We start from the raw sequence: 17,377 nt of genomic DNA on the forward strand, positions 1-17,377 counted from the left end.
GAAGTGCGCGGATACCGGATAAAGCGAACCTAAACTTGTCTGAAGTAGTTCACGCCAAGGCTATGCCTTAGGCCTAAACAATTCATCATGACCAGATAGGTAACTCTGTCCTTAAGCAGTACTCCGCTAAGGTTCCGAAGGGATTCTCGAAAAAGATTCAGCAAAATTGTTAACAAAAGGATGGATTAAAATGAAGGTAAGCATTAAGAATGATGAAAGAGGTCTATTATTCAAAGACGGTAACTATACGAAATGCTTAAAACCTGGGAAGCACTACTTTAATCCATTGCTTAAATATCAGGTAGTGACATCAGATGTCAATAAAACCTTCGAGACCAACGGTAAAAATATCAATCTGTTTCTTGGAGATCATGAACTTTTGCAGGAACTCACAGTAATGGATATCCAGGATTATGAGATTGCTATCCATTTTGAAGATAAGAAGCTTACTGAGGTGCTTAAGCCAGGAATATATGCATTCTGGAACGTCATGAAAAAGCATGAGTTTACTATGATAGATATTCGCAATCCCGAAGTCCAAGGGGATATAGACCCTTCAGTCTACAGTAACCCGAAGCTAGCCGGTTTTTTGAGTTATTGCGAAGTTGCAAGCTATGAGAAAGGGATCCTCTATTACGATAATAAGATTCAAAGGATATTGGAACCCGGCAGATATTACTTTTGGAAGAGTCCGGTCCATATTGCCGTGAAGAATGTTGATCTAAGACAGCAGCAGATGGATATGACGGGTCAAGAAATTATGACGGAAGACAAGATCACCTTAAGATTGAATTTTGTCTGTCAGTATAAAATTATCGATCCACTAAAAGTTATTGAAGTAAAGTCCTTTGAGGAACAGCTTTATATCATTTTACAGCTCATCTTAAGAGAATATATTGGATCGTTAAAGCTAGACGATCTTCTTTTGAAAAAGAAAGAAGTAGGGAACTACATCCTTGGAAAATTCCAAGAGCAAAGCTCCGGTTTTGGCGTGGACTTTATTTTTGTTGGGGTGAAAGATATTATTCTGCCTGGGGATATTAAAGAAATCCTCAACACCGTGTTGATTGCGGAAAAGAAGGCTCAAGCCAACGTCATCACTCGCCGAGAGGAAGTTGCTTCCACCAGAAGCCTCCTAAATACAGCAAAGCTGATGGAGGAAAACCAGACACTTTATAGGTTAAAGGAACTGGAGTTCTTAGAAAAAATCTGTGATAAGATCGGAAATATATCCCTTACAGGTGGAGGAAGCTTGCTTGAACAGCTGAACAATTTGCTTTCGGCTAAGTCAATGAATTAAGATGAGGGCTCGTTAGAAATCTCTCGGAAGAACCAATGGGTGGAGGAGAGATTTCCTTCCTTCGGGAGGGGAATCGAGAAAAAGAAGGTGGTGATTTGATGATGGAATATCTTGATAAATACTCTGCACATCAGACTCTAATCCAGCCCCTAAAAATGTTCGGATTTCCGAAGGTTAAAGATAAACTAGCTGCCTTGCTTTGGTTAAGCAAAGATATCGATCTAAAGGATATTGAATATGTCTTTCCTCTAATTTTCATCAAAAATACAACGCTAGCTTTAACTGCTGCCCAAATAGCTGCAGGAATCATGAGTAGAATTGGGGCTAAGGACTGGAGACGCATCTACGATCAGGTTAAATACACTAGGATAGACGAGAAAAGCTTGGTTAGCCTTTTAGAGTTTGAGACCGATATCTCAATTCACATGTTAGGTATTGCCTCACTTAACAGTAATGGCTATGTTCGGGAAAAGGCTTTGAAATTAATATCTGGGGTAAAAAGCCCAAGCGCTGTGCCATATACTCTTTTAAGGCTCAATGATTGGGTTGTATCTGTAAGAAATCTGGCGGAGCATATTCTTAAAAACATATTCATTCCTGACAACATAGATCTTTTTATCAATCACTTTGAATTAATTAATAAATTACAAGACTCGGTTCGGGTGGATCTTAACCGAATAAAAACACTAGTTGAAGATTTTCTCAAAGATGATTCCTTTAAAGATATAGTTAAGAGGAAGCTTAAACATCCTCAGGTTAAGACACGGCTGTTTTGCTATCAGTTATTGAAGGATAGGATTGTCAATGATGAAACCATCATAATCTCTGCTCTTCAAGATAAATCATTTGAAGTTAGGATGTGGCTTGTCGGTGCAATAAAAACTCTTGAACCTCAAGCCCAAGAGTCGATTATAGAAAAATTGCTTCAGGACAAATCGGCTAAAGTTAAAACGGCAGTACTAAGGAAACACGAAGATTTTGTCTGCCAGAATTTCAGAGGAATTTTAGAGATGCTCTTGATAGATGAGTCTGCTTCCGTGCGAGATGACGCTAGATTTATCTTGAAAAAGCATTCAATAGTCACAGATATTCCGCAATTCTATCGGCACCAAATTCTAAAGAACTCTTTACCGGGAGCTATCGCAGGGCTAGGGGAAACAGGCGGACAAAGAGACTTTGATATTGTTTGTGGTTTCAAAACAAATGAAGAGCCTAAAATACGACTAGCTTCCCTGATAGCGATGTGGCAACTATCGAAAGTGGATACCGTTGGTTTTGTACTGGACGCTTTAAATTCTGATCTGCCCAAGATTAAAAAAACAGCAAAACGTCTTTGCAAAAGAACAAGAATGCCAGATATACTTTCTGCAATGAAAGAGAACTTGAAGAGCGAAGATCTTAATACCCGAATACTTGCACTTCAAATAATATATGGTTACGGAGGGTGGCAGGCTCTTCAAGCTATTCTTTATGCCATCTCCAGAGAGCAAGAGCCGGTTCTGAGTGAAGCAAGAAATTTATTAAATAAGTGGTTGCCTAAATCTACAAGCTTATACTCTAAGCCAGACAGAGCTACAGAGAAAGAGATTATTAATTTTTATGAGACTATCTGCCTAAAAGGATTAATCAGCGAGAATGTCCTAAAAGAATTACAATTTGTTCTTGTCACTAGAAGATAGTGAATCTACAATTGAGATTTTCTTTTCATAAGTCGAGGAGGTTCCAGAAATGTGGATGCAAATTAGCTCAGGGAAAGGTCCTGTTGAATGTGAACTGGCAGTAGGTCTTTTCTTGAAAACAATACTGAAAGAAAGCAAAACTACAAGAGTCATTGATTCAGTAACCGGACATTACAACGGTACCTTTAAATCTGTTCTTATATCCATCGATCCGCAGGAATTTAAAGGTGATACTGACAGCACGAAGGGTACAATCCTCTGGATTTGTCAAAGCCCCTACAGGCCTAACCATCGAAGAAAGAATTGGTATATTAATATTGAAGTATATCAATCGGCTGAAAGGTTCAACTTTAAGGAAAATGATGTAAAAATTGTCGCCATGCGAAGTTCCGGGCCGGGTGGCCAAAATGTAAATAAAGTAGAAACGGCAGTCAGGGCGGTTCACATTCCCACTGGGCTAACAGTTACAGCCAGTGAGGAACGATCACAGTATATGAATAAAAAACTGGCTTTTGCCAGGTTGGCAAGTCTTATCGAGGGGAAAAATGAAGATAATAACAGTAGCCATAAAGAATCTTTGTGGAGGCAGCACAACCTGCTTACCAGAGGTAACCCCATGAGAGTTTATGAAGGCAAGGAGTTTAAGCCAATACTAATCCTGGATAATTGATGAAGCTAGGTGACCAGGTTATTTAACATAGAAATGGAACGGTGGATAAAAATGATGCAAATAGAAGGGAAATATAATATAGCGAAGGTGTATACGGATATTCTGGAAGAAGGGGCTGCTTCACAGATTGAAACCCTTTGTAATCAGGAGTTTGTAAAGACGAGCAAAATCCGGATTATGCCTGATGTGCATGCCGGAGCTGGTTGCACAATTGGAACCACCATGACAATTGCGGATAAAGTAGTTCCTAACTTAGTGGGGGTAGATATCGGTTGCGGTATGGAAACTATCTCAATCAGCAACAAACGATTGGAACTGCAAAAGTTAGATAAGTTAATTTATGAGAACATACCCTCAGGTTTTAAAGTGCGGAAGACACCCCATCGGTATAACGAACAAATTGATTTAACAGGGCTTCGTTGTCCTAAAGCAGTGCAATTGGACAGAGCAGAAAAAAGTATTGGGACATTAGGTGGCGGCAATCATTTTATTGAAGTTAATAAGGATGAGACGGGCAGCTTATATGTTGTAGTTCATTCAGGGAGCCGCCACTTAGGACTTGAGGTGGCAAAATATTATCAAGATGCTGGGTATAAGCAGTTGAACCATAATGATAAATCAGATATGGAAGCACTCGTTGGCCGTTTAAAGTCTGAAGGCCGTGATAAGGAAATCCAGAAGGCCTTAAAGGAATTTAAAAATCAGGTGCTGACCGAAATTCCCTTTCCTCTTGCTTATGTGACTGGGAGCCTGTTTGAAGACTATATTCATGATATGAAAATTGTCCAGCAGTTTGCAGTACTCAACCGGAAAGCCATGATTACGGAGATCGTGAAAGGAATGAAATTAGACGTAGTGGAGCAGTTTACTACGACTCATAATTACATTGACACCGACACGATGATCTTACGAAAAGGTGCCGTGTCCGCAAAGAAAGGAGAAAAACTATTAATTCCCATCAATATGAGGGATGGCAGCCTCATCTGTGTTGGCAAAGGCAATGAGGATTGGAACTTTTCTGCTCCTCATGGTGCAGGCAGGCTCATGAGCAGGACGATTGCCAAACAAAGTTTTACCCTTTCAGACTTTAAAAAACAGATGAAGGAGGTCTATACGACTTCTGTCAGTAAAGAAACCTTGGATGAGTGTCCCATGGCTTATAAGACAATGGATGACATCGTAAAGCATATTGGCCCAACAGCGGATATTGTGAAAGTTATTCAGCCGATTTATAACTTTAAGGCTGGAGAAGAGAATTAAGAAAGATATTCAGACCATCATTTATATGTATTGTGATAGATATATGCAAGCTGTCAAGCTGTGTGGAGTGGAGATGGTATACAAACCTCCTTTTAGATAGAATAAAAAGCACCCAAAATTGAGTGTTTGTATACTATAATTTATTCGTAACAGAAAAAGGCTTGCAGGGCGGTCGGCATTCCTCCGAAGGGTGGTGATGCTATGGAAGTATACCAGACTTTGATGCTGATGATTTGATTTCATTTGCAACATTGATAGTGTTAATACTTTCATTCCATAAACGAAAATAAACCGCCTCACAACAAAGGTTCGGTCTATTCCGCACTTTTGACGCCGACCACTCTAATAAATCAGTTTATCATTAAAAAATGACTACGTCTCAATACGTGGTCATTTTCATGTGCGTTCCAAGGGATAGCGCGTTACTACCCAAAATCTTTGACTAATGGTGCCTTCAGAACCTACCATGATGCAGTAGGCTTTCCTCAGATTGTTTCACACTTGTGTGAAGAACCCTGTCGAACTGTCTGTCCGAGACGAGAAAAGGATGGAGCGATATCAACCAGTAACGCTTCGGCGAGAAAGTGGCACAGCTGGAAAGTCCGTTGCGCCATCTATTTTTGTTAACCTTTTTGTTGACGATGGAACAAAATCATGATACATTATTGTTACACCGTCAACAAAAAGGAGAGACCACATGAATCAAGCGCTGAGAATCTTAGACATTTTTATGAAAATACAGGAGAACTCGGACTTACTCCAACATAAACAAGAGGGACTATTGGCTGAACTCAGCTTTGCGGAAGTCCACTGTATTGACTGGATTGGTATGATTGACCATCCGAATGTCACAAAAATTTCCGAAAAGATGGGCCTGACGCGGGGAGGCATCAGCAGAATCAGCAAAAGGTTACTAGGTAAGGGCTTAATAGAGAGCTACCAGGAGCCGGACAATAACAAAGAAATTTATTTTCAACTGACTGAGCGCGGAAAGACTGTCTATGACCAGCATAAAAAAATTCATAACAAAGCCAGACAAGAGTGGTTGGCCTTTTTAGAACACTACAGCGACGATGAGCAAGCTACATTATTACGGTTCTTTACAGAAATTAGCGCTCTATTTGACAGTGAATTGGCTGATCAGATAGAAGAAAATTAATGCTGTTTCATGAGATAAAATGGCGCTATGATAACGCGCCAATATTGGAGGTAGATAAGTGGCAGAGAATATTTCAACCGTATTGCTGACTATCTTTTTTGTATTATTGAGTGTTTTATACGGCAGATTCTTCTGTGGCAGAATATGTCCCATCGGACTTATGCAAGACTTGCTGAATAAGATACCATTTCCGAAAAAGATTTTCTCTTTCAAAGGGGATAAGTACTTAAGGTATTTGAAATATGTCTTACTAATCTTGATGGTAGCCGCCAATCTGTTCGGTTACGCTACCGCTTCTCATGAAACGCAACCATTTAATGCGGGCTTAGCAATCGGGTGGGCTGGGTTTGCCCTGTTGTGTATTGTTATTAGTCCGTCCGCTGTGCAAATATCTTTGCCCTGCGGGCCTAATCCTTGGTTGGTGTAATCGGCTGCCTTTCGGCCAATACAAGGTCAATCAGGATCACTGCACCCAATGCGGATTATGTCTGAATGTTTGTAAAATGGATATTGAACCCTATAAAACACCGAACCACATAGAATGCATCCGTTGCGGCAAATGCAAAAAGAATTGCCCGACCAAAGCCATAACATCGTTATTTTTGAACCCCAGTGCTGATAGCCGGAACGCTAAGATCAAAACCACAGCGAGAGTCATTGAATCCGAGAAGTAAGCCATTAGTAAAGAGAGCGATCCTGGATTAAAGAAAGAAGGGGCAAAATGCTAAAGAATATACTGTCTCGTCTCACCAAGAATGCAGAAGAGAAGCCAAAAACAAATCCAGTCACAGCTCTCTATCAGTATCAGATTAACGCTGAGGAATGCCGGAGCTGCGACCGATGTAGAAAAGTCTGCAAGGTCGGGGCGATCAGCGGAGAACGTGGCCAAGCAGCCTATGTGATCGATGAAGAAAAGTGCATAAAATGCGGAACCTGTGTGAAATGGTGCAAGTATAAGGCAATACAAAGGTTGGATATTAACAAGGACAGGCCATTAACGGATTAACAAATACGAAAAATGAAAACAATAAATGTGCCTAGCCCGAATTGGACAGCGCAGTTCAATTGGGCTAGGCATTAAATATTTATAATATAACATGTGCTTTACATAAAGGTTGGAAATATAAGGCCTAAAAATTATCTCAAAGAGGATTATGGAAAAACATAAAGAATTTGTTAGTAAAGAAAGGTACTCCTGGGAGACAAGAATTGAGAGGAGATAATCAATTCATGAAACTAACTAAAAAGGCCTTAGCATCATTCACTATTTCCAGTTTAGCACTTATGATAGTTCCTTTAAGTGCTTTTGCTGAGAGTGCAGTACCAACCCGCTTAGCAGGTACCACAGCTGCAAAAACTGCAGTGGCAATTGCTGAGCAAACCGGTTGGACCGGCACAGCAATTTTGGCCTCTTCAACTTCTTATGGTATGGTTGACGCTCTGACTGCCGGACCCCTCGCTTCCTACTTAAATGCTCCTATTCTTCTCACAGGAGCTGGTGCCCTGGATTCTGATACCAAAGCAGAACTTAATAAACTCGCCGTAAAAACAGTTTATGTGACAAGTGGAACGGCTGTAATCAGCCAGACAGTTCTCAATGAGCTGACAGATATGGGGATTACTGTTGTACCTCTGGGTGGTGCCGATCAATACGAAACATCCGTCAATATCGCTAAAAGAATGGTTGGAGTCACTAAAGTTGCTGTTGCTAACGGCCTGCAGGATGCTATTTCCATCGCTGCAATTGCTGCTGCTGACAATGAGCCGATTCTCTTAACTGACAAAAATGCACTTCCTGCCTGTGTAGGAGCGTACTTGGCGGAGAACCCCAGCATTACATCAAGTGATGTTATTGGGGGAACAGGCGTCATTAGTGAAAATGTCAAAGCACTCCTTCCCAATGCAACCAGACATGCCGGAAAAACGGCCTACGATACTAATTATCAAGTCATTCAAGACTTCGAAGCTTCTCTCACTTATGGTAATATCTACATAGCTAATGGTGAAACGGGGATTGACGCCCTTGCCGGGGCTCCTCTGGCAGCTAAAACCAGTTCTGCCATTGTACTTACAGACGGAACCTTTCCAGCAGTAGGGAATTTTATAAAAGATAAACTCGATGACAGCAGCTTTGTTACAGCTATCGGAGGGGAAGCTGTTGTCCCTGAAACCCTGAGGGCTGGGCTTAATGTCGGGAGTGTTGATCCCAAGGCAGCGGTGGTTGACTGGGCAGTCAAAGTCAATGGTGAATCAATTTTGATTCAGGATCTTGAGACTCGTCTGGCTGTTGCGCAAGATGTCTTGGAGAAACAAGGCATGAGATTTGATTCAGACCAGGGGCGGAAGGCTTTACCCCTGCTTAAAAGCCAGTTGCTGGATCGTATGGTCGAAAGCAGGCTCATCTCCCAAGAGATGACAAAGCAACAACTTACAGCGGATGATCCATTAGTGAAAACCAAGGTAGAAGAGACAAAGAAGTTTATGGGTGATGTTACATTTTACGACGCTCTAGACAGTGGAGGTATAACGGAACTGGACTTAAGGAACTCCATAGCTCTATACTCGAAAATAACAGCGGACGTTAAGGTCAGTGAAAATGAAGTAAAGTCGTTTTATGAGGAAAATAGTGCCTATTTTAGTCAGTCTGAAACTGTAACAGCCAGCCATATTTTACTTGAATGTGAAGATGAAGCCAAAGAAATTATTGCCCAACTTAATGCCGGGGCGGATTTCGCCACTCTCGCCAGAGAAAAGTCCATAGATCCTAGTGCAAAAGATTCCGGCGGGTATCTCGGGTCCTTTACAAGGGGACAAATGGTTCCCGAATTTGAGTCAGCTGCGTTTGCACAAAAAGTGGGTACATTTTCAGAAAACCCTGTGGAAACAGCTTTTGGTTATCATGTAATCCTGGTTAAAGCACATACGCCGGTAACCCTCCCAGCTTATGATGAAGTGAAAACTAAAGCAGAGGAACTTTTGTCGAACCAGATGAAAATTGAGAAGTATGATACGTTTTGGGATAATCTGCTGAAGCAGTCAGAAATAGAATATGCTCCAGGTTATAATCCGCCAAACTATGACTAACCCATTATAGAAATAAGTGAAACCCTACATGAGGAGTGATTCATTTGAAATACACCGGCACCATTTATCGCCCGCCCTTTGAGGCAAAATCCTTACTGCTGCAGGTCACTTCGGGGTGCAGCCATAACCAGTGCAGCTTTTGCAGCATGTATCAGGATGTTCCCTTCCAAATCGAAACCCTTGAGCAAATTGAAGCAGACTTGAAGGAAGCACGCCACAATTATCCCTATGTGCAGCGCATCTTCCTGGTCAATGGAGACCCCTTCGCCTTAAGCGCCGACAAGCTCAAAGCCATAGGGCAAAAAATCCATGAGATTTTACCTGAGGTCGAAACCATCGCCATGTATGCCTCTATTAATAATATAATCAATAAAACCGATGAAGAACTGAAGGAATTGCGGAACTTAAGAATCAACGACCTTAACATCGGGGTAGAATCTGGTTTGCCTGAGGTTCTCGAATGTTTTAATAAGGGATTCACCCTAGAGGAAGCCAAAAGACAATTAAGGCGTCTGCAAGTTGCCGGCATCGACTATAGCGTAAATATCATCCTGGGGGGAGCCGGTGGGGGTAAGGGTTTACAGCATGCACAGGCCAGCAGTCAACTGCTTAACGAAATTAAACCCCGACTCATCTTCGTCGGGGGTTTACACCTGGAACCCGGAACCAGAATGGAGGAACTCATCCAGAGCGGAGCATTTACCGAAAGCACCCTTCGTGAAACCATTGATGAAGAAGCAGCCATGTTAGGCATGCTCAACCTGGAGAACACGATTTTCTACGGCTTGCATCCCTCCAACGCCGTACCGGTTTATGGCCATCTTCCGGAAGACAAGCAGGACCTGCTTGCAGCGTTGCAGGATGGCTTAAACTCCATAAGCAAGGACTACTTGGATTCGGCGCACCTAAAAAAGGGGCCGGAAGGTAACTTAAGCCTTAGATTATAACTGATGGTTTTCCTCGTAAACGCTGCTGTCAAACTGGATACGGTTTATGACTTGCCAGGACAAACCCAATATCTAACCTGGCCTCCGCATAGTAATGTCAATGTTTCAGCCGATGTACTGGAAGACTGGATTGGTAAATATGAAAACGATTCATTCTATCAATGGGCGATTGTGCTCAAGGAAAATGGACAAGAGCCTATAGGAAGCATTAGCATTGTTAGAATGGATGAACGCATTGCAATGGTTCATGTCGGCTATTGTATAGGGAAACGATGATGGAGGGGTGAGATAGCAGTCTTAAATGGGAGTCCCCTGAACAAATTGCTTGGTAGCATTTATTTTATATAGTAGTTTTGAGTATTAGGGGCACCTGTAAAATTAAGCAGGTGCTTTTACTCTTTAGATAATTTCAGGACTTATAGTTTCCGTAAATACATGGAATTAAAATAATTAATCTCAATGGTCTTTTCATTGGAATCGGTTATGTTAAAGGGTTTGATGGCATAAATAGCGAATTTCTATTTAGTCTGCAAGAAGGTTTAAACCGTGCGAAGACAGTGTCTTCGTATAAAGCATTCTCACAGTCATGTCAAAGGAGTTTATGTAAATGTCAAGACAATACAGACGAAAAATCAAACGCGCTGCTAATCAATCTATAGATATATCCCCAAAAATGGAACCCTATCATCAAAGCAATGAATTATACCGGGTATTAGTCGATCAAGCCGGTGTGGGCATCTTTGTAACTGATTGCGAATACCGCCTGATAAACATAAATTCCTGCCTCTGCTCAATGTTTGGCTATGCTAAGGAGGAACTTAGAGAGAAAAATCTCGTTGAGTTAATTGTTACGGATAGCCTGAATAACGGGTATGAACTTGTTGCTAATATTAAAGAAGGTAAGAAAATTGTTGAAGAATTATGGTGCCAGCGAAAAGATAACTCTGTTTTCTTGTGTGAATTAACAATTAATATACTTTCCGACGGCAGACTGCAAGGGATTGCCCGGGATATTACCAAGTACAGGCAGACTGAACAGGCTTTAAAGGAAAGTATGGCCCGCTACCAGGCAGTGGTAGAAGATCAGATAGAACTGATCAGGCGTTTTCGACCGGACGGTACCCTGACCTTTCTCAATAGTGCCTTCTGCAAATACTATGGTAAGGACATGGATGAATTACTGGGCCAAAATTTCATGGAATTATTTCCGGCGGAGGATCGGGAAACTGTCCAAAGGCAGATTTCCTCGCTTAACAAAGATAATCCGGTGGCTATCGCTGAGCGCCGCTTTATCAGACCTAATGGAGAAGTTGTTTGGCAGCAGTGGACAAATCGGGCTGTCTTTAACGAGAGCGGGCAAATAGTTGAGTATCAATCCGTTGGCAGGGATATCACAAACCGAAAACAAGTAGAGCAGCAGCTCAAAAGAAGTGAAGCCAGATACAGGGCAATTGTGGAGGATCAGGTTGAACTGATCAGGCGGTTTAACACTGATGGAACCCTCACGTTTGTCAATGGGTCCTTTGCCAAATTTATCGGGCAACCTGTCGAAGAAATTATTGGGCAAAATTTTACTACGTTTATTCGCGCCGATGACCGGGAGGAAATCAGGAGAAAAGTTTACGCTTTGACCCCGGAAAACCCTGTTGTGGTTACGGAACCGAGATTTGTTGACAATCAAGGTAAAGTACATTGGACCCAGTGGGTGAACCGGGCTATCCTCAATGAGCATGGTGAAATCGTGGAATACCAGTCTGTGGGACGAGATATAACTGCCCAAAAAAAAGCGGAATTAAAAATTGCCGAAGCCAGAGAAGCAACTGAAAGGGCTTCCAGGGTTGCCACCCTGGCCGTTATCGGCGGAGGAATTGCTCACGAAATTAACCAACCTTTAAATGCCATTAAGGTTTTGGCAGAAACAATCCTCTATCTCTATAACTCCAGGAAAGAGGTATCGACAGAAGAGATCATAAAAAGTGTCACGAATATATCCCGGCAGGTTGACCGCATCGATTCCATCGTAAACCACTTGCGTTCCTTCCTTAAATATAGCCAGAGTTTTGAGTATATACCCTGTGATATCAACGAAGTGGTGGAAAATTCCTTGTCCCTGGTAAATAATCAGATCTTATCAAAGCGCATCAAAGTAACCAAAAAACTAGAGGCTGTTTTACCAGTCTGTGGCTGCTTTGTTCGTTTTGAGGAAGTTGTGTTAAACTTACTAATGAATGCTGTACAGGCCTTAGAACCCTATAAACAGGAACAAAAAGAAATCGAGATCAGTACCTGGGTAGCAGACCATAAAATCCACCTAACCGTTAGCGATAATGGACCAGGGATTGACCCGGAGATTGCCCAAAAAATATTTGAACCATTTTTCAGTACCAAGGATGCCAGCAGCTCAATGGGCCTGGGGATGTCGATTGTTCATTCGATTGTCATGTCAAGTAACGGAACGATTTCAGTGGCTAATAACCCCAGTGGCGGAGCGTGTATTCATATTACCTTTCCTAGTTGTTAAGCATCATGGAGGCGATAATCTGTGAAGATTTTACTTGTAGACGATGAACGGGAGAGCAGGTCATTTTTAGCCAACTACTTAGCTCTCCATGGTCATACTATCATCGAGTGTGATTCCGGCGAAGAAGCTTTGGAAGTTTACAAAGAGAACCGCTTTCAGATGGTTTTATCAGACATAAAAATGTCCGGCATGTCAGGTATAGAACTGATCGAGGCAATTAAGTCCTTAGACAGGGAACCCAAAGCAGACCTGGTTCTTTATACAGGTTTTGTCGACGTATCTCTGGCCATTTCTGCTTTAAGGGCAGGAGCTTATGATTATTTGACCAAGCCCATTAACTTTAAGGAATTAACGTCCATCCTGGAACGTGTTGAGGAACACCAGAATCTCCTCTATGAAAATAAAGTGCTTACGGAGCACTTTGATGAGAAGTTAAAAGAGGCCACCAGGGACGCTGAACATCAATTAACCCACCTTAAGCAGCTGGTTGCTAAACAGGCCGGGATCGAAAATATTGGGGTTTTCTCTGACGTAATGCAAAGCCTGGTCAAGCATGCCCAGCAATATCACACGGATCGAATGGTGCCGGTACTTATTCAAGGTGAAACGGGGGTGGGGAAAGAGGTAATTGCCCGCATCATCCACTATGGAAATATGGAAACCCCGGGTCCCTTTGTAGATATAAACTGTGCTGCTATTTCCCCCACCTTATTTGAAAGTGAGCTATTCGGTTATGAAGGCGGTTCTTTTACCGGGGGAGTGAACAAAGGGCAAAAAGGTAAATTTGACATTGCCGCCGGCGGCACCCTGTTTTTGGATGAAATAGTCGAATTGCCTTTGGAACTGCAAGCTAAACTACTGCGTGTATTAGAAGAAAAAAGTTTCTATCGTGTTGGTGGCTTGAAGAAGATTAAAACAGATGTGCGGATTATTTGTACCGCAAACTTGGACTTTGAAAAGCAAATTGAGGACGGTATGTTCCGTAAAGATTTATACTATCGGCTCAAAGTAGGGCGGATCTTAATTCCTCCCTTGCGTGAAAGAGCAGATGACATTCTGCCACTCACCCTAATGTTTTTAACAGACTTTTCCAAACGCAGGGGGAAACATTTTAGCAGGATCAGCGAACCGGCTGCCAAGTTTCTCTTGTCCTATCAATGGCCGGGCAATGTGCGGGAACTTCGCAACGCCATAGAATGGGTTTCCTTTATGTTTGATGATGAAGAGTTAACCTTAGAACACCTAAGTAATCTTACGCCCAAGGGTACAGAGGAGAAGAAGGAAACCAGATCTTTAGCGCCTGACCCGATTAACCTTGACGAACACATAGATGATCTGATTGAGGAAGCCCTGAGACTATATAAGGGCAACAAGACAAAAGCCGCCCAACATTTGGGAATTTCAGTACGAGCCCTTTACTACCGCCTTGAAAGAATGCAGAAAAACGCTGCCGGTAAGAAGTAAAGCACCTTTCAGTTCCGATTGGAACTGAAAGGTGCTGGTTAGTTATATTTTAAGAGGTATAAATAAAGAGGACAATTTTGAGACATCTCAAAATTGCCCTCTTTATTTATTAGTAATCGGGAATAATGCGCTTATATTTTGCGAAAAATAGTTAGTACTTTTTTATTACTAACTATTGACGTGTGAATAAGATAGTATTAAAATAAGACTAACAACAGATGGTAATGATTCAATACTAAGTAAGGGGTGCTTCAAATGGAATTAAGAGACCATCAAGGACTTACGGAACAAGAATTTTTAACGAGCTATGATACGGGGAAATTTGAAAGACCTTCTGTAACTGTTGATACTGCGATTTTCACGATTACCAGTGATGATGAAGTCAACAAACGAAACCTTTCGAATCAAGAACTCCAAGTGCTTCTAATAAAGCGTGGTGGGCACCCATATTTGGGCCAATGGGCGTTGCCAGGGGGATTCGTTAATCCTAAAGAAGATGTTGACCATGCAGCAATCAGAGAGCTTAAAGAAGAAACCAACCTAGACTGCAGCTACATGGAACAGTTATATACCTGGGGTGAAGTAAATCGTGATCCAAGAACCCGGGTGATCAGCATTTCTTACTTAGCGTTATTGGATTCCACAAAGTTTAATATTCAAGCTGGTGACGATGCGTCTGATGCGAAGTGGTATACGGTTAAAGATACTGTACTTAAAAAAGAAAAAACTCTCTCAGAAGATGGTTTTATTCAGCAGAAGTGGGTTCAGCTTGAACTTATTAGTGATGAAGTAACGTTATCTGCGATCATTAAGATCATCAAGATTGTAAAAGGCACCACTATTGAGTACAGGCGAGAAGTTGTGGAACAGACGGGAATTGCCTTTGACCATGCGCGCATCATTCAGTACAGTATCGAGCGCTTACGTAACAAGGTTGATTATACCGATATTGCTTTTGGGTTGATGCCCCATCGCTTCACGCTAAGCGAATTGCAGAAAGTCTATGAAGTTATTCTTGGTAAAAAACTTTATAAAGCTCAATTTCGTTTAAAGATCGAGAAGATGGTAAACGGGACCGGAGAGTTTCAAAGGGGAAAAGCACATAAACCGGCTGAACTCTTTCGATTTAACCCCAATTGGGATGAGGATGATAATTTTTGAAGGAAAGAAGGAGGTTTGTTTTTAATCATCGCTGTTGCAGGATTTATGAATTGGAGGAGAGGTTATCATGCTGAAAGGACTTATCATCGAGAAACTATTGAGGGGGAATTGAAGTGTTTGACAAAGGTGATTTTTTAGGACTTGCGAATCAAGTTCTCAGCAAACAAGTGGATGTTCTTAACAACTTGGGGGCATTATCGGCCAGCGATCTAGACCTAACTAAAACGGTTCTTGTGGTCATTGACATGGTTAACGGGTTTGCCAAGGAAGGTGCACTTTACAGTCCCCGAATCGAAGGGCTTATCGCTGAAATCGGGAGAGTCATGCAAATTTGCATCGATCATGGAATCTCCATCGTAGCCTTTGCAGATAATCACACCAATGAAAGTCCTGAATTCAAACGCTATCCCATACACTGCGGGTATAACTCTAAGGAATCAGAAGTTGTGGATGAGTTCCGAGGCCTTTGTCGGGTCTTTAATAAAAACTCAATCAATGGTTATCTTGAAGAGGAGTTTCGAGAATGGCTGAATGTCCATCCGGATATTAATACATTCATCGTTGTTGGTGATTGCACGGATATTTGTATCGCCTCATTTGCTCTAACCGCTCAAGCAGATTTTGACGGTCGAAACAGGGACTCTTCGGTGATCGTTTTAACCCAAGGCGTGGAAACCTTTGATATCCCAGGTGTTCATGATGGCGACGTTTATCAGATGCTCGGACTAATGTATATTTCTCGACGTTAGTTGAATAGAAAGAAAGGGGAGTGATGAGGAAATGAGTGTTTTTAATGGTCAACGACTGCCGGCTGAAATCTTTAAAATTGACACTCAACGGATGAGAAAAGGGTGGTACTCTGACGCCTATTTCTTAAATATTGTCAAAATCCTCGAAACTATATCTGAAGAAGACTATGGGTTTGAAGGCAAAAGTGACCTTCAAGATATTCCGGAGGAGAAATTGGCCCAAGTAAAAAACGGTGATATTGTCGTTGAGATGCAATTTTTTACTCGACGAAAACCCTATAGTCTGGTGGCTGGGGTCGACGAGGCTTTTACTATTCTTAAAGAATGCACCGGTTATTATGATGATATGGGTGACTTTGTTAACATGTATCATACTCTTGAGATCGAAGTTGTTGAGGATGGTACCTTCGTTAAATACGATGGAAACCCCATGAGCGTACAGCCCGTGCTTAAAGTGAGAGGAATTTATCGCTATTTCGCCTTACTGGAAACTCCAATCCTAGGGGCTCTTTCGGAGGCATCACGGGTAGCTACAAACGTTTTTAATGTTCTTAAAGCGGCTAAAGGGAAAGATATTCTCTTCTTTCCAGCTCGTTTCGTGCACTACAAAATGCAGGCCCTGCACGGGTATGCTTATTCATTGGCGGTACAAGCGTATAACGATAAATACTGTAATACATCCAATACCTTTGTTTCTACGGACGACCAAGGTGATTGGTGGGGAGGGAAAGCCGGGGGGACAATAGCCCATGCATCCATCGCTGCTTTCCTCGGCGATACGGCCGAAACCATGATGCAATTTTCGCGGATTATGCCTGTTGAAGTTCCCAGGATTGCCCTCGTAGATTATCACAATGATTGCCTTGGCGACACTCTTGAGGTGATGAAAAGGATGTTCAACAAGTATTGGAGTCTTTTAAAAGAGGGTCAAAAAGAAGAAGCCCAAAAGTATCAGCTCTTTGGCGTTCGCCCAGATACCTCGGGGAATATGCGTGATGTGTCAATTCCTCCACTGGGCGATAAGAAATTAGACTGTGGCGTAAATCCACGTTTAATATGGGCACTGCGCAACGCGATAAATGATGCTTTTAAACAATGGGATATTCCTTTTGAAGCTATTCAGGTAGCTAAAGAATGGTGCCATGTGATTCGGATTGTGGTTACAGGAGGCTTTAACACCAAAAAAATCACGATGTTTGAAGAATTAGGTGTGCCGGTTGATATTTACGGGGTTGGCTCATCACTTCTCGAAAACTCGGATGAAACGAATAACGATTACACATCTGATATTGTCCGAGTAAAGTTAGATGACACGTGGGTGGAAGTGCATAAAGTCGGCCGAGGCCCATGCGATAACCCAAATCTTGAGAGAATTCAATAGGG

At 42.0% G+C, this 17,377-nt stretch carries 15 protein-coding genes and 2 pseudogenes; all 17 read left to right on the forward strand.

All coding sequences use genetic code 11. The features are described 5' to 3' along the window. The first annotated feature begins 190 nt into the window (after positions 1–190). The 17 genes and pseudogenes from BLS16_RS14085 (at position 191) to BLS16_RS14150 (ending at position 17,375) form a co-directional block, all read left to right on the forward strand. Positions 191–1,300, forward strand: coding sequence for a slipin family protein (locus BLS16_RS14085; protein WP_092334205.1), 1,110 nt, complete (start codon positions 191–193; stop codon positions 1,298–1,300). A gap of 98 nt (positions 1,301–1,398) precedes the next feature. Next, on the forward strand, positions 1,399–2,979 hold the full coding sequence (locus tag BLS16_RS14090; RefSeq protein ID WP_092334308.1) for a HEAT repeat domain-containing protein: 1,581 nt from the start codon (positions 1,399–1,401) through the stop codon (positions 2,977–2,979). A 49-nt stretch (positions 2,980–3,028) separates the two neighbouring features. Further along, the gene (prfH, locus tag BLS16_RS14095; protein ID WP_092334207.1) at positions 3,029–3,649 is read left to right on the forward strand and encodes a peptide chain release factor H; all 621 of its coding nucleotides are present in this window, start codon (positions 3,029–3,031) and stop codon (positions 3,647–3,649) included. 51 nt (positions 3,650–3,700) lie between these two features. Then, entirely contained in the window at positions 3,701–4,909 is a 1,209-nt protein-coding gene (locus BLS16_RS14100) for an RtcB family protein (protein ID WP_092334209.1), read from the forward strand. Positions 4,910–5,606: 697 nt separating this feature from the next. Continuing rightward, positions 5,607–6,068, forward strand: coding sequence for a MarR family transcriptional regulator (locus BLS16_RS14105; protein ID WP_092334211.1), 462 nt, complete (start codon positions 5,607–5,609; stop codon positions 6,066–6,068). A gap of 58 nt (positions 6,069–6,126) precedes the next feature. Further along, on the forward strand, positions 6,127–6,495 hold the full coding sequence (locus tag BLS16_RS14110) for a 4Fe-4S binding protein (protein WP_092334213.1): 369 nt from the start codon (positions 6,127–6,129) through the stop codon (positions 6,493–6,495). Continuing rightward, positions 6,431–6,742: a 4Fe-4S binding protein gene (locus tag BLS16_RS24890; protein WP_176786176.1), complete on the forward strand. Its 312-nt coding sequence runs from the start codon at positions 6,431–6,433 to the stop codon at positions 6,740–6,742. The genes BLS16_RS14110 and BLS16_RS24890 overlap by 65 nt, the downstream gene beginning before the upstream one ends. Before the next feature lie 47 nt (positions 6,743–6,789). Beyond that, the gene (locus tag BLS16_RS14115) at positions 6,790–7,074 is read left to right on the forward strand and encodes a DUF362 domain-containing protein (RefSeq protein WP_092334215.1); all 285 of its coding nucleotides are present in this window, start codon (positions 6,790–6,792) and stop codon (positions 7,072–7,074) included. Positions 7,075–7,298: 224 nt separating this feature from the next. Beyond that, a pseudogene (locus tag BLS16_RS24320) lies at positions 7,299–8,606 on the forward strand (cell wall-binding repeat-containing protein); the annotation flags it as partial. A 60-nt stretch (positions 8,607–8,666) separates the two neighbouring features. Next, a pseudogene (locus BLS16_RS24895) lies at positions 8,667–9,152 on the forward strand (peptidylprolyl isomerase); the annotation flags it as partial. Between the two features lie 44 nt (positions 9,153–9,196). After that, positions 9,197–10,099, forward strand: coding sequence for a radical SAM protein (locus BLS16_RS14125; protein ID WP_143015535.1), 903 nt, complete (start codon positions 9,197–9,199; stop codon positions 10,097–10,099). Positions 10,100–10,102: 3 nt separating this feature from the next. Further along, complete coding sequence (locus tag BLS16_RS23200) at positions 10,103–10,375, forward strand: GNAT family N-acetyltransferase (RefSeq protein WP_143015536.1); 273 nt, start codon at positions 10,103–10,105, stop codon at positions 10,373–10,375. 331 nt (positions 10,376–10,706) lie between these two features. Next, a complete protein-coding gene (locus tag BLS16_RS14130; RefSeq protein ID WP_092334219.1) occupies positions 10,707–12,620 on the forward strand; it encodes a PAS domain-containing sensor histidine kinase in 1,914 nt (637 codons plus the stop codon). A 21-nt stretch (positions 12,621–12,641) separates the two neighbouring features. Then, entirely contained in the window at positions 12,642–14,084 is a 1,443-nt protein-coding gene (locus BLS16_RS14135) for a sigma-54-dependent transcriptional regulator (protein ID WP_092334221.1), read from the forward strand. A 255-nt stretch (positions 14,085–14,339) separates the two neighbouring features. Further along, complete coding sequence (locus tag BLS16_RS14140; RefSeq protein WP_092334223.1) at positions 14,340–15,245, forward strand: NUDIX hydrolase; 906 nt, start codon at positions 14,340–14,342, stop codon at positions 15,243–15,245. 113 nt (positions 15,246–15,358) lie between these two features. Then, positions 15,359–15,994: a cysteine hydrolase family protein gene (locus tag BLS16_RS14145; RefSeq protein ID WP_092334225.1), complete on the forward strand. Its 636-nt coding sequence runs from the start codon at positions 15,359–15,361 to the stop codon at positions 15,992–15,994. Positions 15,995–16,025: 31 nt separating this feature from the next. Then, entirely contained in the window at positions 16,026–17,375 is a 1,350-nt protein-coding gene (locus tag BLS16_RS14150; protein WP_092334226.1) for a nicotinate phosphoribosyltransferase, read from the forward strand. Positions 17,376–17,377: the final 2 nt, after the last annotated feature.

Origin of the sequence: Desulfosporosinus hippei DSM 8344, assembly GCF_900100785.1 — a bacterium.
GTDB classification, from domain to species: Bacteria; Bacillota; Desulfitobacteriia; order Desulfitobacteriales; family Desulfitobacteriaceae; genus Desulfosporosinus; species Desulfosporosinus hippei.

Bases quoted from the DNA above. Each gene is read 5' to 3' on its own strand.
- prfH (WP_092334207.1), top strand. From the start codon at position 3,029: ATGTGGATGCAAATTAGCTCAGGGAAAGGTCCTGTTGAATGTGAACTG.
- BLS16_RS14100 (WP_092334209.1), top strand. From the start codon at position 3,701: ATGATGCAAATAGAAGGGAAATATAATATAGCGAAGGTGTATACGGAT.
- BLS16_RS14085 (WP_092334205.1), top strand. From the start codon at position 191: ATGAAGGTAAGCATTAAGAATGATGAAAGAGGTCTATTATTCAAAGAC.
- BLS16_RS23200 (WP_143015536.1), top strand. From the start codon at position 10,103: ATGGTTTTCCTCGTAAACGCTGCTGTCAAACTGGATACGGTTTATGAC.
- BLS16_RS14090 (WP_092334308.1), top strand. From the start codon at position 1,399: ATGATGGAATATCTTGATAAATACTCTGCACATCAGACTCTAATCCAG.
- BLS16_RS14130 (WP_092334219.1), top strand. From the start codon at position 10,707: ATGTCAAGACAATACAGACGAAAAATCAAACGCGCTGCTAATCAATCT.
- BLS16_RS14105 (WP_092334211.1), top strand. From the start codon at position 5,607: ATGAATCAAGCGCTGAGAATCTTAGACATTTTTATGAAAATACAGGAG.
- BLS16_RS14150 (WP_092334226.1), top strand. From the start codon at position 16,026: ATGAGTGTTTTTAATGGTCAACGACTGCCGGCTGAAATCTTTAAAATT.
- BLS16_RS14140 (WP_092334223.1), top strand. From the start codon at position 14,340: ATGGAATTAAGAGACCATCAAGGACTTACGGAACAAGAATTTTTAACG.
- BLS16_RS14115 (WP_092334215.1), top strand. From the start codon at position 6,790: ATGCTAAAGAATATACTGTCTCGTCTCACCAAGAATGCAGAAGAGAAG.